The following is a 21,051-nucleotide window of genomic DNA, read 5'->3' as shown; positions in this document are numbered from 1 at the left end:
GCGTGCCGGAAAGTGCACGCCGGTAAAAACCGCACGCCAGAAGAAACCGCACGCCAGAAACCCTATTCATGCGCCTTGTCGTGGTCTCGATCGGCCGGCTGAAGCAGGGCCCGGAACAGGAACTGGCCGAACGTTATCGCGAGCGTTTTGAGGATATCGGCCGCAAGCTCGGCTTTCGCGGCCTCGGGATTCATGAAATTCCGGAAAGCCGGGCGCGCGACACCGCGACCCGGATCGCCGAGGAAGCCGCGGCGATCGCGGCGGCGATACCGGAGAAATCGGTGCTGGTGGCACTGGACGAGCACGGCAAGAGCATCGACAGCGCGGCCTTCGCCCGGCAACTCGGCCAATGGCGGGACGAGGGGATCGCCAGCACCATTTTCGCGATCGGCGGCGCCGACGGACTTTCGCCCGAATTGCAGCGCAGGGCTAGGCTTCGCGTGGCGTTCGGCTCGGCGACCTGGCCGCATCAAATGGTCCGCGTCATGCTTCTCGAGCAGATTTACCGGGCCGCCACCATTCTGGCCGGACACCCCTACCACCGCGCGTAACGCACGGTGACGCGAATGCGAATAGCGCCTAAAAGACCCTGATGCCTTCAACGCGGGACATGCACTCGTTCGATGCCGCAAGCCGGGCCCTGCCGCGGCCGGCGCCGGCTGCGCTTGCCGTGCTGCTTTGCGCAAGCTTCACCGCCGCATCGCCAGCGACGGCGATAGCGCAGTCCGCCGCCCCCGCGCAGCAGGCAACGGTGATTTCCCCCGAGGCCATCAAGCAGCGCGAGGAGGAACTGGAGGCCACGCGCGAGCAGCAGCGCAAGGCAGCCGAACTGCAGCAGAAACTGAAGGCCGATATCGCGGCGATCGGCCAGGACCGCTCCAAACTGAACCAGCAACTGATCGACATCGCCACCCAGGTGCGCGTTGTCGAGACCCGCATCGGCGAGACCGAGGGCCGCCTGCGTCCGCTCGACAGCCGCGAGCAGCAGGTCCGGGCATCACTCGATTCGCGCCGCGCCGAAATCGTCGAGGTGCTGGCGGCTCTGCAACGCGCGGGACGGCGCACGCCGCCGGCCCTTTTCGTGCGGCCCGAAGACGCGCTGCAATCACTGCGCACCGCGATGCTGCTCGGATCGGTCGTGCCCGAACTGCGCGGCCGTGCGGAGAAACTCGCCGCGGACCTCGGCGAACTCGTCAATTTGCGCAAGACCATCGCCACCGAGCGCGACATCCTGGCCCGCGACCGCGACAAGCTGAGAGAGGATTCGGTCAGGCTGGCTGCATTGGTGGAAGAGCGGCAGCGCAAGCAGAGCGCGATCGAAAAGGACGTCGAGGCCGAAGGCGCGCGCGCCATCGGCTTGTCGCGACAGGTCGAGAGCCTGCAGGGGCTGATCACAAAAATGGAGCAGGACCTCAAGAGCGCGGCCAAGGCGGCGGCCACCGCCAGCCTGCAGGGGGCTCCGGCTGCCCCGGCCGGCAAACCCAACCTGGGCGGGTTGAAGGATCCTGCCCGATTGAGCCCGGCCATCGCCTTCGCTTCCGCCCGGGGCCTGTTTGCCCTTCCGGTTAACGGCCGCAAGATTCGCGAGTTTGGCGGTTCCGACGGCGCCGGCGGCGTAAATAAAGGCATTTCCTTGGCAGCAAAAGCCGGCTCTCAGGTCACAACACCGTGTGACGGCTGGGTTGTTTACGCTGGACCCTTCCGCAGCTATGGACAACTCTTGATCCTCAATGCCGGGGGCGGGTATCATGTCCTGATCGCCGGGATGGAGCGTATTTCGGTAAACATCGGCCAGTTTGTACTTACGGGAGAGCCGGTCGCGACCATGGGGACGACTTCCCAGGTCGCATCCATTCTCGCGACGACCGCGAGCCAGCCGGTGCTCTATGTCGAGTTCCGAAAAGACGGCACTCCGATCGACTCTGGCCCATGGTGGGCCGCAAATGAAGGCGAAAAGGTTCGCGGATGATGCGCAAAACTTCTGTAATTCTTCTCAGCGCCGCCACCGGTGCGGCTTTGACGCTCTTCGTGACGCAGCCCCGTTCCGTGCTGATGGGATCGAGCGCGCGTGCGGCGACTTCCGACACCTACCGCCAGCTCAATTTGTTCGGCGACGTGTTCGAGCGCGTCCGCAGCGACTATGTCGAGAAGCCCGACGACAGCAAGCTGGTCGAGTCGGCGATCTCTGGCATGCTGGCCGGCCTCGATCCGCATTCCAGCTACATGGATGCGAAGAGTTTCCGCGACATGCAGGTGCAGACCCGCGGTGAGTTCGGCGGGCTCGGCATCGAGGTCACGATGGAAGACGGCCTGATCAAGGTGGTCTCGCCCATCGACGACACCCCGGCGTCGAAGGCCGGCATCATGGCCAACGACATCATCACCAATCTCGACGACGAAGCCGTGCAGGGTCTCACCCTCAACCAGGCGGTCGAGAAGATGCGCGGCCCGGTCAACACCAAGATCCGCCTCAAGATCGTCCGCAAGGGCTCCGACAATCCGATCGAAGTGACGCTGGTGCGCGACAACATCCGCGTCCGCTCGGTGCGCGCCCGCGTCGAACAGGACGACATCGCCTATATCCGCGTCACCACCTTCAACGAGCAGACCACCGAAGGCCTGAAGCGCGAGATCGGCAATCTCTCGAACCAGATCGGCGACAAACTGAAGGGCTACATCATCGACCTCCGCAACAATCCGGGCGGCCTGCTGGAGGAAGCGGTCACCGTTTCCGACGCCTTCCTGGAGCGCGGCGAGATCGTCTCGACCCGCGGCCGCAATGCCGAGGAAACCCAGCGCCGGGCGGCGCATAGCGGCGACCTCACCAAGGGCAAGCCGATCATCGTGCTGGTCAATGGCGGCTCGGCCTCGGCCTCCGAAATCGTCGCCGGCGCGCTGCAGGACCACAAGCGCGCGACGCTGGTCGGCACGCGCTCGTTCGGCAAGGGCTCGGTGCAGACCATCATCCCGCTCGGCAGCGGCAACGGCGCGCTTCGGCTTACCACCGCGCGCTATTACACGCCGTCCGGCAAGTCGATCCAGGCCAAGGGCATCGTGCCCGACATCGAAGTGCTGCAGGACGTGCCGGAAGAACTGAAGGCGCGCACCGACACCAAGGGCGAGGCCTCGCTGCGCGGCCATCTGAAAAACGACGGCGACGAGAAGACCGGATCGCAGTCCTACGTGCCGCCGGACGCCAAGGACGACAAGGCGCTGAAGACCGCAGCCGACCTGCTGCATGGCATCAAGTCGACGGCGACCGCAGCCCCAGCCACCGGCGACAAGGCCGCCGTCGAAAAGCCCGCGACCAAGGCTGCGAACTGATCGACGTCACCTGAAGGCATTTTGGAAAAGGGCGGCCTTCGGGTCGCCCTTTTTTGCTGGGCGGCTCAACCCCTGCCCCGCCGTGGTATCGTCGGCCCCGGTGATTCGGGGAGGTCCATGACGGAAATGACCGACGATCTGAGCGCGCCGCTCGGACAGAAGACGCAGCGCCGCAAGCGCCGGTTCCGGCTGCCTTTCACGGCGATGCAGGCGCTGGCCGTACTGCTCGGCCTTTTCCTGGTCGCGTTCCTCGCCATCGCGCTGTTCACTGACAATCCGTTTGGCGGCGAGCCGATCGCCCGTATCGCGCTGCGCCCGTCGGCGGAAGACAAGGCGCCCGCGTCGGGTGCCGGAAAGTCCGAGCCGGCGGTAAAATCAGCATCGCAGGCGCCCAGCGGCGACAACAAGACCGTCACCATCATCGACGGCTCCAGCGGCAAGCGGCAAGATGTCGTAATCGGCAGCGGCGATTCCGCCGACAAGGCCGGTACCGACGCGGCGCCCGCGGCGTCCATGGTCGGCATCGACCAGCGGCTCCTGGAAAAGTCGAAATACGGCATGATCCCTGTCGTAGCCGACGGCCTGAAGCCGTTCACGGTCTATGCCGCTGACGCCGACCGCGCCAAGGCCGCGAAAATGCCCGTCATCGCCATCGTGGTCGGTGGGCTCGGGGTCGGCGCCGCCAAGACGACCGATGCCATCATGAAGCTACCGCCGGCGGTGACGCTGGCCTTCACCCCTTACGGGGCGGACCCCACCAAGCTCGCCGAGCGGGCCCGGGCGCAGCGCCACGAGATCCTGCTGCAGGTTCCGATGGAGCCGTTCGATTATCCCGACAATGACCCCGGCCCGCAGACCCTGCTGACGAGCCTGACGCCGGAACAGAACATCGACCGCCTGCACTGGCACCTCAGCCGCATCCAGGGCTATGCGGGGATCGCCAATTTCATGGGTGCGCGCTTCACCGCCGCCGATACCGTGATGCAGCCGGTGATCCGCGAGGCCGCCAAGCGCGGCCTCGGCTATCTCGACGACGGCTCCTCGCCGCGGAGTGCCGCCCCCGCCCTGACGGCGGCCCAGTCGATGCCGTTCGCCAAGGCCGATTTCACCATCGACGCCGTGCCGACCTCGGCCGAGATCGATCGGACACTGGTCAAGCTGGAGACACTCGCCAAGGAACGCGGGATGGCGGTGGGCGTCGCCTCGGCGCTGCCGATTTCGATCGAGCGGCTCGCCGCATGGATCAAGACTCTCGACAGCCGGGGCATTATGCTTGTGCCATTGACAACGGCGATGCTGAAATCAAAATCAGACTAGAGATCAAGCCGATGACGGCGATCCGGACTTTCCCGGACGGCGGCGGACCGACCGATTGCGGATAGACGTGATGCAACCAAGGGAAACGTGAGGGACATGGCGCGCTACGAGGACCTGCCTTACCGGACCTGCGTCGGCATGATGCTGATCAATGCGGCCGGGCTGGTCTTCATCGGCCGCCGCGCTGGCGGCATCGAGCATGTCGACGACACCCATGTCTGGCAGATGCCGCAGGGCGGCGTTGATCCGGGCGAGGACACCTGGGAGGCGGCGAAGCGCGAGCTCTACGAGGAAACCAGCGTCCGTTCGGTGGAAAAACTCGGCGAAGTTCCGGATTGGCTGATCTACGACATCCCGCGCACGGTAGCCGGCCGCGCCTGGAAGGGCCGCTACCGCGGCCAGCGCCAGAAATGGTTTGCGGTGCGCTTCACGGGCAAGGATGCCGAGATCAACGTCTCGAGTCCGGGCGGCGGCGGACACAAGGCCGAATTCGTCAACTGGCGTTGGGAGCCGATGAAGAATTTGCCGAACCTGATCGTGCCGTTCAAGCGGCCGGTCTATGAGCGCGTGGTCAAGGAATTCTCCAGCCTCGCCGGCGAGTAGCGTTTTGACTGACGAGCCCTCTTGCAAACCCTATCGCCCCAATGTGGGCATTGCGCTGTTCAACACCTCCGGCCTGGTGCTCATCGGCCGCCGCTTCCGCGACGACGGACCGGAGATCATTCTTCCCGGACTGGAATGGCAGATGCCGCAGGGTGGCATCGACGCCGACGAGAATCCACGCGATGCGGTCATGCGCGAACTCTGGGAGGAGACTGGCGTGCGCAACGCCGAGTATCTCGGCGAGACCGGTTGGACGACGTATGAATTCCCGCCCTATGACGGACCGGCGACGCATCGCCTTGCCCAATTCCGCGGCCAGCGGCAGAAATGGTTCGCGCTGCGCTTCACCGGCCGCGACGAGGAGATCGATCCGCTGACGCCGCGCAACGGCCAGCCGGCCGAATTCGATTCATGGCGCTGGGAGCGTCTCGACCGCGTCGCCGACCTAGTGGTGCCGTTCCGGCGCGAAGTTTACCAGATGATAGCCCGTGAATTTACGGGGTTCGCCCGGTAAGGCTTGCATCCTCTTGCCGCGGCCGCGAGAAAAGCGCACCGATGCCGGTGGTGCTCGCGAACCTTTTTCGATCCTGCACAGACTAACCGGCTCACCCTTGAAAATTCTGTACCGTTCGGTGTCTGTCCGCATGATGGAAGTGACTGTAACCAAGCGCCGCCGCAGTTGGGAGTGGCGGGTGCACGATCACAACGGCACGCTGCTCATGCACGGGCGCGAGCGCAGTCGCCCGGCCGCCCGTTACCAGGGTAATCGCAGCCTGTTCCTGCTCCTGGCCGTCGGCCGCAGGCCCAAGGCGTTGAGGACAGCCGAGCGTTTGCACACGCCAGATCAATCGGATTCGGGCGCCAGCAGATCGTGGTCTAGTTAGGTCCGACCGCAAACGGGCCGATGGCGATGACCTGACAATTGCTGTCCCGCCTGGCGCATTCGGCGAGCGCCGTGGTGGCCGCAGCCTGTTCCGTCACCGCCTTCAATCCCAGCCCGGGACGGCCGGCCGCGCCGACCGCGACAGCATTCCAGCCGCTCGAGGCATCCGCGAGCCGACGTGCGACATCGTCGCGCGCATCGGCTGAGATCGTCGTATTGCCGGCGGCCTTGAAGAAGCCGGTTATCTTGAGCGAGCCCGGAATCGGAACCACGAAATTGTCGTTCAGTGCGACGATCATACAGGGGGCGCCGGCGATCCCGCCGCAGGACTCAAGCGCTCGCCGCACGGCTTCCTCGACACTGTCCGATGCGATCGGAAAGAACAGCGCGCCACCGGGGCCGATCGCCACCGCCTTGTTCTTACGCGCCGGCGCGTACACGTTTTCAAGCCGCGCCTTGCCGGCGTCGCGAACGAGCGGGACGTTTTTGGCGGCGAAGGGCTGCATGGTCGCGGCATCATTCCCGAACCAGGGCAATGGCGGCATCGGTGGCCTGCCGGGCGCGTAAACGACGGTGTCGCCCACCGCATACAGCTCGCATTTGCGCGGCGATTGCGCGGCATCGGCGCGCTTCTGGCACTGCTCCACCGCAGCCGATCTCGCAGCCTCCTCGCTCGGCTGGGCCGTGACGAAGGCGCTGAAGCCGCCGACGTTCAGCGCGAACGCCTTGAAATCCGCGGCAGGGGCATAGTCGGAGACGACCGTCGCGCGGGCCTTGTCGCCGATGAAGGGGATGTCCGCGGCCAGCTTTTCCGAGGATGCGGCAATCGGCGGCGAAGGCGGCACGGCAGCCGCCGCAGCGGCCGGGGCGGGAACACCGCTTGACGCGGCGACCTTCGATGGCGCCGACGTCTCGAGCCGGGTGAAATACAGAAAGCCGCCGACCCCGATCGCGGCGAGGCTGACGACGGTGACGGCGACCGGCCACATCCAGTTCGGCTGCGCCGCGGCTTGCGTCTTGGCCGGCTTCTTGACCTGGGGCATCGCGTAGGTGCCGTCGTCGCGACGCATCGCCACCATGTAGGCGTGCACCGGCGTCGGGATGTTCTTGACCTCCTGCGCGCCCATATCGGCGAACTGCACCGACAGCTTGTTGGCAACCTGTTCGTGGACCGCGCGCGAGATGCAGATGCCGCCGACCTCGGCGAGCCCTTCCAGCCGGGCAGCGATGTTGACGCCGTCGCCCAGCAAGTCGCCGTCGCGCTCGACCACGTCGCCGATGGTGATGCCGATGCGAAAGGCCATCTGCCGGCTCGGCGGATAGGCCATGTTGCGGGTCCGCAGACTCTCCTGGATATCGATTGCGCAGCGTACGGCTTCGACCGCGCTCGGAAACTCGGCGAACACGGCATCCCCGGCGGTACTGAAAATGCGGCCGCCGCTTCTTGCGATGAAATCGTCGGTCACCTGACGGTAGGACGCCAGCCGACGCAGCGTTTCCTCCTCGTCCTCGGCAACCAGCCTGGAATAGCCGGCAATATCGGCCGCAAAAATCGCCGCGATCTTGCGCTTCATCGAGAACAGCCCCGGATCGACACCAGCCCCCGGAACAATGCCGCCAGAAGTTCCCCGGTGCAACGGCCTGATCCCCGTGGGCACCGGACGCGCTCAAAACGAAAGCGCCCGCCACACCGTGACGAGCGCCTGGTTTAGTTGATCTTCCGCCTGGGCCTTCCGTGCGCCCCGAAGCAGTGCTCCGGGGCTTAGTGCATGGCGGTGGACGAGAGTTCCTGCTGGATGCTCTTGAAGTGGTCGAGCCGCTCGATGGCGTTATCGAGCTCGGAGCCCTCCTTATCTGAGAGCTTGGCTTCCATCGCGCTGATCGACTCGGCAAGCTGCGCGCGGTCGAGGTCTTCCAGCGAGGTGGCGACGTCGGCGAGCACGGTGAGGCCCTTCTCCGACATTTCGGCGAGGCCGCCGAACACGATCACCTTCTGATGGGTGCCGCCGGAAGTGATGGTCAGGATACCCGGGCGGATCGCGGCGACGATCGGCGCATGTCCGGCCAGCACGCCGAAATCGCCTTCCACGCCGGGAATGTCGACCTGATCGACCTCGCCGGAGAAGGCGAGCTTTTCGGGAGAGACGAGATCGAAATGAAAGGTAGCCATGGTGTCCCTGCGAGTAGCGAATAGCGAATGGGGAGGAATGGGAGCAGCGCTATTCGCTACTCCCTATTCGCCTCTTAGGCCGCTTCAGCTGCCAGCTTCTTGCCCTTCTCGATGGCTTCTTCGATGGTGCCGACCATGTAGAACGCCGCTTCCGGCAGATGGTCGTACTTGCCTTCGCAGAGACCGCGGAAGCCCTTGATGGTGTCGGCGAGGTCGACGAACTTGCCGGGCGAGCCGGTGAAGATTTCGGCGACGTGGAACGGCTGCGACAGGAAGCGCTCGATCTTGCGGGCGCGCGCCACCGCGAGCTTGTCCTCTTCCGACAGTTCGTCCATGCCGAGAATGGCGATGATGTCCTGCAGCGACTTGTAGCGCTGCAGCACCTGCTGGACCATGCGGGCGGTCTGGTAGTGCTCCTCACCCACGACGAGCGGCGAGAGCATGCGCGAGGTCGAGTCGAGCGGATCCACCGCCGGATAGATGCCCTTTTCCGAGATCGCGCGGTTCAGCACCGTGGTCGCGTCCAAATGGGCGAACGATGTCGCGGGCGCCGGGTCGGTCAAGTCGTCGGCCGGCACGTAGATCGCCTGCACCGAGGTGATCGAGCCCTTCTGCGTGGTGGTGATGCGCTCCTGCAGCGCGCCCATGTCGGTCGCGAGTGTCGGCTGATAACCCACGGCCGAAGGAATACGACCCAGCAGCGCCGACACTTCCGAACCGGCCTGCGTGAAGCGGAAGATGTTGTCGACGAAGAACAGCACGTCCTGGCCCTGGTCGCGGAAATGTTCGGCGACCGTCAGACCGGTGAGGCCGACGCGGGCGCGGGCGCCCGGGGGCTCGTTCATCTGACCGAACACCAGCGCGCATTTCGACTTCACGCTCGGATCCGGATTGTGCGGATCGGCGTTGACCTTGGATTCGATGAACTCGTGATAGAGGTCGTTGCCCTCGCGGGTACGCTCGCCGACGCCAGCGAACACGGAGTAACCGCCGTGCGCCTTCGCGACGTTGTTGATCAATTCCTGGATCAGCACGGTCTTGCCGACGCCGGCGCCGCCGAACAGGCCGATCTTGCCGCCCTTGGCGTAGGGCGCCAGCAGGTCGACGACCTTGATGCCGGTGACGAGAATTTCAGCTTCGGTCGACTGGTCGGTGTAGCTCGGCGCTTCCTGGTGGATGGCGCGCAAGCCATCCGACTTGATCGGGCCGGCTTCGTCGATCGGCTCGCCGATCACGTTCATGATGCGGCCAAGCGTGCCCTCGCCCACCGGAACCGCGATCGGCTGTCCGGTGTCTTTCACTTCCTGGCCGCGCACCAGGCCCTCGGTGACGTCCATCGCGATCGTGCGCACGGTGGATTCACCGAGATGCTGCGCAACTTCCAGCACGAGGCGGATGTTGCCGTTCTTGGTTTCCAGCGAGTTGAGAATGGCCGGCAAGTGGCCCTCGAACTGCACGTCGACGACGGCGCCCATGACCTGGGTGACGCGACCGATCTGGTTAGCTGCTGTGGCCATGATTAGCTCTCCTTCGAAATTCTCTATTTGAACGACCGTCGTTGGTTACGTGCGTCAGACCGCCTCGGCGCCGGAGATGATCTCGATCAGCTCCTTGGTGATCTGGGCTTGACGGGTTCGGTTATAGATCTGGGTTTGCTTGCGGATCATTTCGCCGGCGTTGCGGGTCGCATTGTCCATCGAGCTCATCTGAGCGCCGTAGAACGAGGCGTTGTTTTCCAGCAGCGCGCGGAAAATCTGGACCGCGATATTGCGCGGCAACAGCCGGGAGAGAAGTTCATCCTCCTCCGGCTCATAGTCGTAGGGCGTCGCCAGCGCATTCGCCGCTTTTTCTTCCACGACCAGCGGAATGATCTGCTGCGCGGTCGGGATCTGGGCGATCACCGATTTGAACTGCGCGTAGAACAACGTGCAGACGTCGAACTCGCCGTTATCGAACCGTGCCAGCACCCGCTTGGCGATATCCTCGGCGTTGACGAAGCCGAGCTGACGAACGCTGCGCAGATCGAGGTGCTCGACGATCTGCCTGTCGTACAGGCGACGAAGCTGTTCATAGCCCTTGCGGCCGACGCAGAAGAATTTGACTTCCTTGCCCTGTGCCAACAGCGACTGCGCGCGTTCGCGCGCAAGGCGCACGATCGAGGAGTTGAACGCGCCGGACAGCCCGCGCTCGCCGGTGCAAACCAGCAGCAGGTGAACCTGGTCCTTGCCGGTGCCGCCGAGCAATGCCGGCGCGCCGGGCGAACCCGCGGCGGCGCTGGCGATATTGGAGATCACCGCGCCCATCTTGTCGGCATAGGGCCGCGCCGCTTCCGCCGCATTCTGGGCGCGGCGCAATCTGGACGCGGCGACCATCTGCATCGCCTTGGTGATCTTCTGCGTCGCCTTGGTGGAGGCGATGCGGACGCGCATGTCTTTAAGTGACGCCATTCTTCGTGCACCCCGGCGACCTGCCCTTCAGCCCGGTCGCAAACCTCTCGTTCGTCATGCCCGGCCTTGTGCCGGGCATCCACGTCTTTTTCTCTTCCACGCAGAAATCGTGGATGGCCGGGTCATATGCCCGGCCATGACAGTTAGGAAAACGTCTTCGCGTAACCCTCGACCACCGTCTTGAGCTTGGCGGCGGTGTCGTCGGAGAGGTCGCGGCTCTCACGGATCGCGTCGAGGATTTCGGTGTTCTTGCCGCGCAGGAGCGACAGCAACCCGTCCTCGAACGCGCGCACCTTGTTGATCGGCAGCGGATCGAGATAGCCGTTGGTGCCGGCCCAGATCACGCAAACCTGCTCTTCCATCTTCAGCGGCGAGAATTGCGGCTGCTTCAGGAGTTCGGTCAGGCGCGCGCCGCGGTTGAGCAGGCGCTGCGTCGAGGCATCGAGGTCGGAGCCGAACTGCGCGAACGCCGCCATTTCGCGGTATTGCGCCAGCTCGCCCTTGATCTTGCCGGCGACCTTCTTCATCGCCTTGGTCTGCGCCGACGATCCGACGCGGGACACCGACAGACCGACGTTCACCGCCGGACGGATGCCCTGGAAGAACAGGTCGGTTTCCAGGAAGATCTGACCGTCGGTAATCGAAATCACGTTGGTCGGGATGTAGGCCGACACGTCGTTGGCCTGGGTTTCGATCACCGGCAGCGCGGTGAGCGAGCCAGAACCGTGGTCCTTGCTGAGCTTCGCCGCGCGCTCGAGCAGGCGGGAATGCAGATAGAACACGTCGCCGGGATAGGCTTCGCGGCCCGGCGGGCGCCGCAGCAGCAGCGACATCTGGCGATAGGCGACGGCCTGCTTGGACAGATCGTCATAGATGATGACGGCGTGCATGCCGTTGTCGCGGAAGTACTCGCCCATGGTGCAGCCGGTGAACGGCGCGATGTACTGCATCGGCGCCGGGTCGGACGCGGTGGCGGCGACGATGATGGAATATTCCAGCGCGCCCTGCTCTTCGAGCACCTTGACGAACTGCGCAACCGTCGAACGCTTCTGGCCGATCGCGACATAGACGCAGTACAGCTTGAGATTCTCGTCCGGCTGCGCGTTGAGCGGCTTCTGGTTCAAAATGGTGTCGAGCGCGATCGCGGTCTTGCCGGTCTGGCGGTCGCCGATGATCAGCTCGCGCTGGCCGCGGCCGACCGGGATCAGCGCATCGATGGACTTGAGGCCGGTCGCCATCGGCTCGTTCACCGACTTTCGCGGAATGATGCCGGGCGCCTTGACGTCGACGCGCATGCGCTTTTCGGCCTGGATCGGACCCTTGCCGTCGATCGGGTTGCCCAGCGCGTCGACGACGCGGCCGAGCAGGCCCTTGCCGACCGGCGCGTCCACGATGGCGCGGGTACGCTTGACGGTCTGGCCTTCCTTGATCTCGCGGTCCGCGCCGAAGATCACGATACCGACGTTGTCGGTTTCGAGGTTCAGCGCCATGCCGCGCGTGCCGTTCTCGAACTCGACCATTTCACCGGCCTGGACGTTGTCCAGACCATAGACGCGGGCAATACCGTCACCGACGGACAACACCTGTCCGACTTCGGTAACTTCAGCCTCCTGGCCGAAATTCTTGATCTGGTCCTTGAGGATCGCGGAAATTTCCGCGGCGCGGATGTCCATCAGCCTGCCTCTTTCATCGCGTGCTTGATCGAATTGAGTTTGGTGCGAAGCGAACTATCCACCATGCGGCTGCCGAGCTTGACCACAAGGCCGCCGATAATGGAGGGATCGACATTCACGTTGAGCGCGACGTCCTTGCCCGTCACCGACTTCAGTGCGGTCTTCAGCGCGTCGAGATTCTTGTCATTGAGCTGCTCGGCGACGGTGACGTCGGCGGTCACCTCGCCCTTGAACTTCGCCACCAGCGCGCGGAAGGCGCGCATCACATCGGTGACGGCGAACAGCCGGCGATTGGCGGTCAGGACTTTAAGGAATTTGGCGGAAGTACCGGAAATTCCGGCCTTGTCGAGCACGGCGTTGAGCGCCCTTGCCTGCACTTCGGCCGAGAAAACCGGGCTCCGAACGAGGCGCCTCAGATCGGCGCTTTCGTTCAGCATGGCCTCGAATTTTTCAAGGTCTGCCTTGACGGCGTCGACGGATTTCTCCTCGCGCGCCAGTTCGAACAAGGCCGTAGCATAACGGCCGGACACTCCCGAGACGGACGGATCTTCTGCAGCCACAGACTTCGCTCTTTTCAGCTGTCAAACTCGCAAGGGAAAAACCGTCGCCACAAGTAGCGGCGCCTAGCGATCCAAGCCCTTGGAATTCAAGCGGGACTTCGATTTTCGACCGGCACGCGGGGTGCCGGGACCGTTAAAATCGCGGCTTTGCTAGCATGGCAGCCGCGCAGCTGCAACATGACCGCGTGTTCAGACGACGCCTTGTCGCGCGTCTATTTTCACCGCGAGATTTGCGCGCACGCCGGCGACGGAAAAATCGATGCCCGTCTTATTTGCATGGCGGCCATGAGACGGCATTGCGGACTGAAACTGACAAGCCGGCTTCATTTGCCCATTACTTGCCTAAATCTTTCCGCATCGGACGAGGACTGTATTGATAAGTAATAACATGTATTCACTTCGTTAAAAATCAGTTAACGGGTGATATTACGGAACATCTCTGATGGGTTCCTTCTAGTAACAAGATGTGTCAGCCCGGGAAATTACGGGTCTACTGCCCAATTCATGCCTCATTGCCTGACCAAACGGCAACAGTTGAAACTGGGACGGGGGTTCCATTTGTCACGCTCGTGGCAATACTCACTGAGGGACTAGTTTAATGTTGCATACCAATAATGTGGCGCCGGGAACTCAAGCTTGGCCACGTATGGCGCTCGCTTTGATCGCCGCCACCCTCCTGGTCGGCGGGAGCATTTCCGAGGCGTCCGCCAAATCCAGGCACCATCGCCATCATTCCCATCACGCCGCCAAGGCCAAGTCGGCCGGCACCTGGCTGGAAGCCAATGCTTCGATCGGCCCGACGGGTGGCCGCAGCTTCGCGGGCAAGGCTTCTTATTACGGCAACGAATCCGGCAACAAGACCGCCTCCGGTCAGCGCTTCAACCAGAACGCCATGACTGCGGCCCACCGCTCGTTGCCGTTCGGCACCAAGCTTCGGGTGACGCATCGCGGCCAGAGCGTCGTCGTCACCGTCAATGACCGTGGCCCCTTCATCCGGGGACGTGTGCTCGACCTGTCCAAAGGTGCAGCCCGCGCGATCGGCCTGACCGGCGCCGGCGTCGGCCACGTCACGGCCGAGGTGATTTCCTAAGGCACGCGTGCGCCTGACGCGCCGCGGAACAAAGGCCTGCCGTCGCCAATGACGGCAGGCCTTTTTTTTACAGGCATTCTTGGCGCCTTGCGCGCTCTGGCCACCACGGTGTCAGGAGGGCCGTACTAGGTTTTGCGGAGAGAAAAGAAGTCAGGGCACACCTCACCGACGGGATCGCTATCATGAGCCAGCTCAAAACCCTGGAGCAACTGAGAACCGTTCTCCCCGAACCCCGCGAGACCACCAAGGCCAAGATACTTCCCGTCCTCGACGAACAGGCGATCGACTTTCTGCAGACCTGTCCGTTCGCGCTGATGGCCACGGCCGGCCGCGACGGGCCAATCGAGGTATCGCCGAAGGGCGATGAGCCCGGCTTCGTCCATATCGAAGACGAGAAGACGGTTCTGCTGCCCGAGCGGGCCGGCAACAACCTCGCCTTCGGCCTGCAGAACATCATCGAGACCGGCCGGATCGGCATGATCTTCCTGCGTCCGCGGACCGGCGAGACGTTGCGGCTGTCCGGCCGCGCGGAGATCTTTGACGATGCCGACCTGTTGGCCACCCTCGGCAGGCCGGGCCGCCCGGCGCTGCTGGCGATCCGCATTCACATCGAGCGGTGCTATTTCCACTGCGCCCGTTCGGTGATCCGGGCGCACCTCTGGGAACCGGAGCACTGGCCCGAAGCCAGGCGTATCTCGTTCGGCAAGATCTTTGCGGCCCGAACCGGCGGCGGCGAGGATCAGGCGGCGAAAATCGATGCCTTTGTCGAGCAGGGATACACGACCAATCTGTGGTCGAACGGCTGACGCGCGAGCGCCTACAAAAAGCTCTGTGGGTCGACATCGACTTCGAGCTTGAGATTGCCCTTGGTCTTCGGCCCTCCGGCGAGCCATTCGCGCAAATATTCCGACAGGTCGACATTGCGCAGCGACTTCACCAGCAAGCGGAATCGATAGCGGCCCTTGATGACGGCCAGCGGCGCTTCGGCCGGCCCCAGCACCTGGATGCGCTCGTCGATCGGGGCGACCGCGGCGAGCTTGCGCGCAAAACCTTCGGCGGTCGGGCGATCGCCGGCGGAGATGATCAGGCTGGCGAGCCGGCCGAACGGCGGATATCCTGATCGTTCGCGCGCCTCGATCTCGCTGGCATAGAACGCCTCGCGGTCGCTGGCGACCAGCGCCTTCATCACGGGGTGCTCAGGCTGGTGAGTCTGCAAAAAGCCGACCCCGCGGCCCTGCTCGCGCCCGGCGCGGCCGATCACCTGGTTGAGCAATTGGAACGTCCGCTCAGCGGCGCGCGGGTCACCATTGCCGAGGCCAAGATCGGCATCGACCACGCCGACCAGATTGAGCCGCGGAAAATTATGCCCCTTCGCCACCAGTTGCGTGCCGATAATGATGTCGACGCGGCCCTCGGCGATTTCGTTCAGCTCGCTGCGCATGGTCTCGATCGAAGTGATCAGATCGCTCGACAGCACCATGGTGCGCGCGTTCGGAAACAGCGCAGCCGCCTCTTCCTGCAGCCGCTCGACGCCGGGGCCGATCGCAACCAGTGATTCCTCGGCCTGGCAGTGCGGGCAGATGTTCGGCCGCGGCATCGAGAAGCCGCAATGGTGGCAGACCAGGCGCTGGCGAAAACGGTGGTCGACCAGCCAGGCGTCGCAGATGGTGCAGGCAAATCGGTGCCCGCAGGCGCGGCATAGCGTCAACGGCGCGTAGCCGCGGCGATTGAGGAACAGCAGCGCCTGTTCGCGCTTCTCGATCGCGAATTGAATTTGTTCGGCCAGCGGCGGCGAAATGAAGCGGCCGCGCGGCGGCGGGGCGCGGCGCAAGTCGATCGCCTCGATCTGCGGCATATGCTGGCCGCCGAAGCGCGACGGCAGCGGGACGCGTTGATAGCGGCCCTTGCGTGCGTTGACTTCGGTTTCGACCGACGGCGTCGCCGACGCCAGCACGATCGGAATCTTGGCGATATGCGCGCGCACCACCGCCATGTCGCGGGCGTGGTAATGCACGCCCTCGTCCTGCTTGTAGGCCTGGTCGTGCTCCTCGTCGACGATGATCAGGCCCAGATCCGCATAGGGCAGGAACAGCGCCGAGCGCGCGCCGACCACGACCGGCGCTTCGCCCGATGCGATCGCGGCCCAGTTGCGCTGCCGGGTGCGCGGTGTCAGTTCGGAATGCCATTCGATCGGGCGCACCCCGAAACGCTGGGCAAAGCGATCGAGGAACTGTCCGGTCAGCGCGATCTCCGGCATCAGGATCAGCGTCTGCTTGCCCCGCCGGATGATCTCCGCAATCGCCTCGAAATAGACTTCGGTCTTGCCCGAACCGGTGACGCCGTCGAGCAGCGCGACATGAAACGAGCCGTTGGCGGCGAGCGCGCGCATCGCATCGACAGCCGTACGCTGCTGCGGAGAGAAATCCGGCTGTGCAAAGGACGGGTCGGGCGCCGGCGGCGCCAGCGGCGGCGGCATTGCTTCCACCGCCAGCGTGCCCTCGTCGACCAGGCCGTCGACCACGCCGCCGCTGACGCCGGCCTCGCGCGCCGCGTCGGACTTGCCGTGCAGCAGGCCATCCGACAGCACCTCGATCAGCCGCCGCCGCGCCGGCGTCAGACGCTTCGGCGGCTCGCCGACCAGCCGCACGCCGAGGCGCATCCGTTCGGGCCCGAGATTTTCGCCCATCCGCAACGCCATGCGCAGCACCATGCCGCGCGCCGACAGGGTGTAATTGGCGACCCAGTCGACCAGGCTGCGCAGTTCCTGCTTCAGCGGCGGCACGTCGAGCTTTTCGCTGACGTCCTTGAGCCGGTTGTGCAAGCGCGGATCGGGATTGACGTTCTCCGCCCACACGACGGCGACCACCTCGCGCGGACCGAGCGGCACGCAGACGACATCGCCGGGCTTTAGCTCCATGCCGCGCGGCACGCGATAGGAGTAGTTCTGATTGAGCGCGACCGGCACCAGCACATCGACGACGCGGGTCGACGATGCCGAGGAACTGGTTTGGCGGGTGGCGTGGTCCATCAGGGAATCGGGCTCTGCGATATCAAGAACAAGGCTAGCGCCGCGCCGCCAAGTTAGCGAACGGTAAACGAAAGAGATGCGATATAGTGGATGGAATCACCGTCTCCAAGAACCTCATCAAGAACCGCCTTTCAAGGCATGGGCTCATGGTCAAGCCAGTTCCGGCACTGCAACCGATCGAGCTTGACTGCGCCGACGAAAGCTTCGCGCTGGAGATGAACCGCTGGCTGACGCATCTGCGCGCCGAGCGGCGGCTGTCGCCCAAGACACTCGAGGCCTACGCCCGCGACCTCCGCCAATGCCTCGTCTTCCTCAGCCAGCACTGGGGCGACAAAGTCACGCTGAAACGGTTCGCGGCGCTGGAGGCCACCGACGTCAGGGCCTTCATGGCGATGCGCCGCGCCGACGACATTGCGGGCCGTTCGCTGATGCGGGCGCTGGCGGGCCTGCGGTCGTTCGGACGTTATCTGGAACGCGAGGGTAAAGGCAGGGTCGGCGCGCTGTCCGCGATCCGCGCGCCCAAGGTGGGCAAGAGCCTGCCAAAACCGATCCAGATCGACGCCGCCAAGCGCTTCGCCGACGCCGACGAGCGCGCCGGCGAGGAGCGCGATCCCTGGATCTGGGCGCGCGATGCCGCCGTCATGGCGCTGCTCTACGGTTCGGGCCTGCGCATCTCCGAGGCGCTGGGACTGAAACGCCGCGACGTGCCGAAGCCGGGCGAAGGCGACGTTCTGATCGTCACCGGCAAGGGCAACAAGACCCGGATGGTGCCAGTGCTGCAGAACGTGCTGGCGCTGATCGCCGATTACGTCGCGATTTGCCCGCATCCGCTTCCCCCTGCGGGGCCGATCTTCGTCGGCGCACGCGGCGGGCCATTGTCCCCGCGGATCATCCAGCTCACCATGGAGCGGCTGCGCGGCGCGCTCGGGTTGCCCGACAGCGCCACGCCGCATGCGTTGCGGCATTCCTTCGCGACCCATCTGTTGAGCCGCGGCGGCGACCTGCGCGCGATCCAGGAATTGCTCGGCCACGCCTCGCTCTCGACCACGCAGATCTACACCGGCATCGACAGCGAGCGGCTGTTGGCAGTGTACAAGAGCGCGCACCCGCGGAGGTGAAAGCCCGCACCCCTGCCGACATACTCCCGTCACATCGATACCCTCCTGAGCTAGCCTCTTGCGCTCGCATTGCGGTTCGGCAATCGTGCGCGCGTCAATCGACGGAGGGGAATCAATGGGCGCACATGAAAGCATGGAGCACGCGGAGCATGCCGAGCACGCTTCGGGCTCGAACAAGAAGATCGCGTTGCTGATCGCCGTGATCGCCTTGTTTCTGGCGTTGTCGGAAACGCTGGGCAAGGGCGCGCAGACCGAAGCCATCAGCAAGAACGTCGAGGCTTCGAACCTGTGGGCGTTCTTCCAGGCCAAGAGCATCCGCCGCACGGTGGTGCAGGCCACTGCCGAACACGCCAAGCTCAGCATGGGGACGGTTGGTGACGACGCCGCCAAGGCGGCGCTGAAGAAGCAGATCGACGACTGGACCAAGACCGCGGCGCGCTACCGCTCGGAGCCGGAAACCGGCGAGGGTTCGGAAGAACTCGCCAAGCGCGCCAAGCAGGCCGAGCACCAGCGCGACGAGGCCACCGCGAAGTATCACCACTACGAGATCGCCTCGGCCGCCTTCCAGATCGGCATCGTGCTGGCGTCCGCCACCATCATCACCGGCATGATCGTGCTGGCGTGGGTGTCGGGCATATTGGCGGTCGCGGGCATCGCGATCACCGGGCTCGGCCTCTACGCGCCGCATCTGCTGCATCTGCATTGAGAGAGTTCACCCGCCCCTCGAGGGGCGGGTGAAGAACCGCAGCTACCGTGCCTCGTGCACGCTCTTGCGGAAGCGCGCGATCATCCGCAGCGTGCGCGACGACCAGCCGGCACCGTCGCCGCGCAGCATGTCCCGGATGCGCTGCTTGATCGGCTGAACCAGGGCTGACGCCCTGGCGCGCATCGCCGTGATGAATTCATAGATCTTCCTGAACCAGGCCATTTGCAGCAGCTTGCTGCGCGTCACGTCGAAAATAAAGGCGGTGACGCCGACGCCGACGAGCTTTCCGAACACGATGACGAAACCGGCGCTCAGCCAGTACTGATTCGCCAAAAGCCAGAGGCCGGCCAGCTTGAGAGGAAACAGCGGGATCACCGGCACCGCGAACACGGCCAATGTCATCGGCGGCGACAGTGTATCGACGCGCTCGGACAGCCATTTCTTGAAGTCCCGCAGCGGGATCAGCGCAACGATGCGCTCGACGATCGGCTCGAGATGATCCCATAGCCAGGCTTCGATCAGGAAGATGACCGCGAGCAGGACCCAGAACGGCTGTAACAGGCGGCGCATCATCGATCGTGATCTCTGGAGCGCAAAGACGTCCAATGATTGGTCGTTCCGCTCTTTTTCCCGGTTCAAAGCGTGATCTTTTCGAGAATCGGAATAGCCGCTTCTTCAATCACACTCTACCCGGGATGTTCGGAACCTGGATCACACCGGGAATGGATCACATATGGATGGCGCGTTTGCCGACCGCAAGCGCGGCTTCCTTCACCGCTTCGGAGCGGGTCGGATGGGCGTGGCAGGTGCGTGCCAGATCTTCCGCGGAGCCGCCAAATTCCATCAGAACGCAGGCTTCGTGGATCAGTTCGCCGGCTTCGCGGCCAATGATGTGCACGCCGAGCACGCGATCGGTCTTCGCATCTGCGAGGATCTTCACAAAACCGTCAGTGGTCTGGTTGACCTTGGAGCGGCCGTTGGCGGTGAACGGAAATTTGCCTGCCGTGTAGGCAACGCCGGCCTGCTTCAGCTCTTCCTCGGTCTTGCCGACCGAGGACACTTCGGGCGTGGTATACACCACGCCTGGAATAACATCGTAGTTCACGTGGCCGGCTTGGCCGGCGATGATCTCGGCGCAGGCGACGCCTTCGTCTTCCGCCTTGTGCGCCAGCATCGGTCCCGCCACCACGTCGCCGATCGCATAGACGCCCTTCACGGTGGTGGCGAAATGCGCGTCGATCTGCACACGGCCGCGATTGTCCAGCGCGACGCCGGCTTCCTTCAGCCCGAGCCCTTCGGTGTATGGCACGCGGCCGATGCAGACCAGAACCACGTCGGCTTCCAGCGTCTCCGCCGCGCCGCCCGCCGCCGGCTCGACGGTCGCCTTCAACGTATTGCCTGACGTGTCGACGGCGGTGACCTTGGCGCCGAGCTTGAACGCAAAGCCCTGCTTTTCGAGAATGCGCTGGAACTGCTTGGCGACCTCGCCGTCCATGCCCGGCAAGATGCGGTCAAGGAATTCCACGACGGTGACCTTGGCGCCGAGACGATGCCAGACCGAGCCGAGCTCAAGCCCGATCACGCCGGCACCGATGATCAGGAGGTTCGACGGCACCGTTTCCAGCGACAGCGCGCCAGTCGACGACACCACGCGCTTCTCGTCGATCTCGATGCCCTTCAGCCGCGCGATGTCGGAGCCGGTGGCGATGACGATGTTCTTGGTTTCGACCGTCTGCGCCTTGCCGTCGGAGCCCGTGACCTCGACCTTGCCGGCGGCGAGAACTTTTCCCTTGCCGTGGATGACGTCGATCTTGTTCTTCTTCATCAGGAACTCGACGCCCTTGACGTTGCCGTCGATGCCCTGCTGCTTGAAATTCATCATGGCGGGCAGATCAAGCTTCGGCGCGGAAACGCTGACGCCCATCTTGGCAAAGGAGTGCCCGGCCTCCTCGAACATTTCGGAGGCATGCAGCAGCGCCTTCGAGGGCATGCAGCCGACGTTCAGGCAAGTGCCGCCGAGCGTCGCATTCTTCTCGACCACGGCGACCTTCATGCCGAGTTGCGCCGCGCGCACCGCGCAGACATATCCGCCCGGGCCGGTGCCGATGACGACGAGATCGTAGGTAGCCATG

General features: G+C 64.4%; 19 protein-coding genes. 10 read left to right on the top strand and 9 right to left on the bottom strand.

Annotated elements, in window-relative coordinates; all coding sequences use genetic code 11:
• Positions 1–68 precede the first annotated feature (68 nt).
• From rlmH to QUH67_RS02040, 6 genes are all read left to right on the top strand, one after another.
• Positions 69–551: a 23S rRNA (pseudouridine(1915)-N(3))-methyltransferase RlmH gene (gene rlmH / locus QUH67_RS02065; protein ID WP_300944995.1), complete on the top strand. Its 483-nt coding sequence runs from the start codon at positions 69–71 to the stop codon at positions 549–551.
• A 41-nt stretch (positions 552–592) separates the two neighbouring features.
• Positions 593–1,969, top strand: a complete 1,377-nt coding sequence (locus QUH67_RS02060) for a murein hydrolase activator EnvC family protein (protein ID WP_300944994.1) — start codon at positions 593–595, stop codon at positions 1,967–1,969.
• Complete coding sequence (locus QUH67_RS02055) at positions 1,966–3,324, top strand: S41 family peptidase (RefSeq protein WP_300944993.1); 1,359 nt, start codon at positions 1,966–1,968, stop codon at positions 3,322–3,324. Before QUH67_RS02060 ends, QUH67_RS02055 begins: the two co-directional genes overlap by 4 nt.
• A 117-nt stretch (positions 3,325–3,441) precedes the next feature.
• Positions 3,442–4,641, top strand: a complete 1,200-nt coding sequence (locus QUH67_RS02050; RefSeq protein WP_300944992.1) for a divergent polysaccharide deacetylase family protein — start codon at positions 3,442–3,444, stop codon at positions 4,639–4,641.
• A gap of 96 nt (positions 4,642–4,737) precedes the next feature.
• A complete protein-coding gene (locus QUH67_RS02045; RefSeq protein WP_300944991.1) occupies positions 4,738–5,244 on the top strand; it encodes an RNA pyrophosphohydrolase in 507 nt (168 codons plus the stop codon).
• A 4-nt stretch (positions 5,245–5,248) separates the two neighbouring features.
• Entirely contained in the window at positions 5,249–5,758 is a 510-nt protein-coding gene (locus QUH67_RS02040) for an RNA pyrophosphohydrolase (protein WP_300944990.1), read from the top strand.
• A 362-nt stretch (positions 5,759–6,120) separates the two neighbouring features.
• Here QUH67_RS02040 and QUH67_RS02035 read toward each other — a convergent pair whose 3' ends face one another.
• The 6 genes from QUH67_RS02035 to QUH67_RS02010 form a co-directional block, all read right to left on the bottom strand.
• The gene (locus QUH67_RS02035) at positions 6,121–7,701 is read right to left on the bottom strand and encodes an adenylate/guanylate cyclase domain-containing protein (RefSeq protein ID WP_300944989.1); all 1,581 of its coding nucleotides are present in this window, start codon (positions 7,699–7,701) and stop codon (positions 6,121–6,123) included.
• Between the two features lie 188 nt (positions 7,702–7,889).
• Positions 7,890–8,297, bottom strand: a complete 408-nt coding sequence (locus QUH67_RS02030) for a F0F1 ATP synthase subunit epsilon (protein WP_300944988.1) — start codon at positions 8,295–8,297, stop codon at positions 7,890–7,892.
• A gap of 74 nt (positions 8,298–8,371) precedes the next feature.
• Positions 8,372–9,814, bottom strand: a complete 1,443-nt coding sequence (gene atpD, locus QUH67_RS02025; protein ID WP_300944987.1) for a F0F1 ATP synthase subunit beta — start codon at positions 9,812–9,814, stop codon at positions 8,372–8,374.
• A 54-nt stretch (positions 9,815–9,868) separates the two neighbouring features.
• Positions 9,869–10,744 (bottom strand): F0F1 ATP synthase subunit gamma, encoded by an 876-nt coding sequence (locus QUH67_RS02020; protein ID WP_300944986.1) that lies wholly within the window; start codon positions 10,742–10,744, stop codon positions 9,869–9,871.
• Between the two features lie 143 nt (positions 10,745–10,887).
• Positions 10,888–12,417 carry a F0F1 ATP synthase subunit alpha gene (atpA, locus tag QUH67_RS02015; RefSeq protein ID WP_300944985.1) on the bottom strand — a complete coding sequence of 510 codons (1,530 nt, stop codon included), beginning with the start codon at positions 12,415–12,417 and terminating at the stop codon, positions 10,888–10,890.
• Entirely contained in the window at positions 12,417–12,977 is a 561-nt protein-coding gene (locus QUH67_RS02010) for a F0F1 ATP synthase subunit delta (RefSeq protein WP_300944984.1), read from the bottom strand. The genes atpA and QUH67_RS02010 overlap by 1 nt, the downstream gene beginning before the upstream one ends.
• A 646-nt stretch (positions 12,978–13,623) precedes the next feature.
• On the opposite strand from QUH67_RS02010, the gene QUH67_RS02005 reads away from it, so the two are divergent.
• Complete coding sequence (locus QUH67_RS02005; RefSeq protein ID WP_300944983.1) at positions 13,624–14,067, top strand: septal ring lytic transglycosylase RlpA family protein; 444 nt, start codon at positions 13,624–13,626, stop codon at positions 14,065–14,067.
• Between the two features lie 182 nt (positions 14,068–14,249).
• Positions 14,250–14,873 carry an MSMEG_1061 family FMN-dependent PPOX-type flavoprotein gene (locus QUH67_RS02000; protein ID WP_300944982.1) on the top strand — a complete coding sequence of 208 codons (624 nt, stop codon included), beginning with the start codon at positions 14,250–14,252 and terminating at the stop codon, positions 14,871–14,873.
• A gap of 11 nt (positions 14,874–14,884) precedes the next feature.
• Here QUH67_RS02000 and QUH67_RS01995 read toward each other — a convergent pair whose 3' ends face one another.
• Positions 14,885–17,095 (bottom strand): primosomal protein N', encoded by a 2,211-nt coding sequence (locus QUH67_RS01995; RefSeq protein ID WP_300944981.1) that lies wholly within the window; start codon positions 17,093–17,095, stop codon positions 14,885–14,887.
• 146 nt (positions 17,096–17,241) lie between these two features.
• Here QUH67_RS01995 and QUH67_RS01990 point away from each other — a divergent pair, with 146 nt between their 5' ends.
• The gene (locus QUH67_RS01990; RefSeq protein ID WP_300944980.1) at positions 17,242–18,213 is read left to right on the top strand and encodes a tyrosine recombinase XerC; all 972 of its coding nucleotides are present in this window, start codon (positions 17,242–17,244) and stop codon (positions 18,211–18,213) included.
• Positions 18,214–18,328: 115 nt separating this feature from the next.
• On the top strand, positions 18,329–18,919 hold the full coding sequence (locus tag QUH67_RS01985) for a DUF4337 domain-containing protein (protein ID WP_300944979.1): 591 nt from the start codon (positions 18,329–18,331) through the stop codon (positions 18,917–18,919).
• Positions 18,920–18,961: 42 nt separating this feature from the next.
• Here QUH67_RS01985 and QUH67_RS01980 read toward each other — a convergent pair whose 3' ends face one another.
• Both QUH67_RS01980 and lpdA read right to left on the bottom strand, forming a co-directional pair.
• A complete protein-coding gene (locus QUH67_RS01980) occupies positions 18,962–19,492 on the bottom strand; it encodes a hypothetical protein (RefSeq protein WP_300944978.1) in 531 nt (176 codons plus the stop codon).
• A 154-nt stretch (positions 19,493–19,646) separates the two neighbouring features.
• Positions 19,647–21,050 carry a dihydrolipoyl dehydrogenase gene (gene lpdA, locus QUH67_RS01975; protein ID WP_300944977.1) on the bottom strand — a complete coding sequence of 468 codons (1,404 nt, stop codon included), beginning with the start codon at positions 21,048–21,050 and terminating at the stop codon, positions 19,647–19,649.
• Position 21,051: the final 1 nt, after the last annotated feature.

Origin of the sequence: Bradyrhizobium roseum (assembly GCF_030413175.1) — a bacterium.
Lineage (GTDB): Bacteria > Pseudomonadota > Alphaproteobacteria > Rhizobiales > Xanthobacteraceae > Bradyrhizobium > Bradyrhizobium roseum.
This window is presented reverse-complemented; position numbering and strand designations above follow the sequence as displayed.

Bases quoted from the DNA above. Each gene is read 5' to 3' on its own strand.
- rlmH (WP_300944995.1), top strand. From the start codon at position 69: ATGCGCCTTGTCGTGGTCTCGATCGGCCGGCTGAAGCAGGGCCCGGAA.
- QUH67_RS02060 (WP_300944994.1), top strand. From the start codon at position 593: ATGCCTTCAACGCGGGACATGCACTCGTTCGATGCCGCAAGCCGGGCC.
- QUH67_RS02055 (WP_300944993.1), top strand. From the start codon at position 1,966: ATGATGCGCAAAACTTCTGTAATTCTTCTCAGCGCCGCCACCGGTGCG.
- QUH67_RS02050 (WP_300944992.1), top strand. From the start codon at position 3,442: ATGACGGAAATGACCGACGATCTGAGCGCGCCGCTCGGACAGAAGACG.
- QUH67_RS02045 (WP_300944991.1), top strand. From the start codon at position 4,738: ATGGCGCGCTACGAGGACCTGCCTTACCGGACCTGCGTCGGCATGATG.
- QUH67_RS02035 (WP_300944989.1), bottom strand. From the start codon at position 7,701: ATGAAGCGCAAGATCGCGGCGATTTTTGCGGCCGATATTGCCGGCTAT.
- QUH67_RS02030 (WP_300944988.1), bottom strand. From the start codon at position 8,297: ATGGCTACCTTTCATTTCGATCTCGTCTCTCCCGAAAAGCTCGCCTTC.
- atpD (WP_300944987.1), bottom strand. From the start codon at position 9,814: ATGGCCACAGCAGCTAACCAGATCGGTCGCGTCACCCAGGTCATGGGC.
- QUH67_RS02020 (WP_300944986.1), bottom strand. From the start codon at position 10,744: ATGGCGTCACTTAAAGACATGCGCGTCCGCATCGCCTCCACCAAGGCG.
- atpA (WP_300944985.1), bottom strand. From the start codon at position 12,417: ATGGACATCCGCGCCGCGGAAATTTCCGCGATCCTCAAGGACCAGATC.
- QUH67_RS02005 (WP_300944983.1), top strand. From the start codon at position 13,624: ATGGCGCTCGCTTTGATCGCCGCCACCCTCCTGGTCGGCGGGAGCATT.
- QUH67_RS02000 (WP_300944982.1), top strand. From the start codon at position 14,250: ATGAGCCAGCTCAAAACCCTGGAGCAACTGAGAACCGTTCTCCCCGAA.
- QUH67_RS01995 (WP_300944981.1), bottom strand. From the start codon at position 17,095: ATGGACCACGCCACCCGCCAAACCAGTTCCTCGGCATCGTCGACCCGC.
- QUH67_RS01990 (WP_300944980.1), top strand. From the start codon at position 17,242: ATGGTCAAGCCAGTTCCGGCACTGCAACCGATCGAGCTTGACTGCGCC.
- QUH67_RS01985 (WP_300944979.1), top strand. From the start codon at position 18,329: ATGGGCGCACATGAAAGCATGGAGCACGCGGAGCATGCCGAGCACGCT.
- QUH67_RS01980 (WP_300944978.1), bottom strand. From the start codon at position 19,492: ATGATGCGCCGCCTGTTACAGCCGTTCTGGGTCCTGCTCGCGGTCATC.
- lpdA (WP_300944977.1), bottom strand. From the start codon at position 21,050: ATGGCTACCTACGATCTCGTCGTCATCGGCACCGGCCCGGGCGGATAT.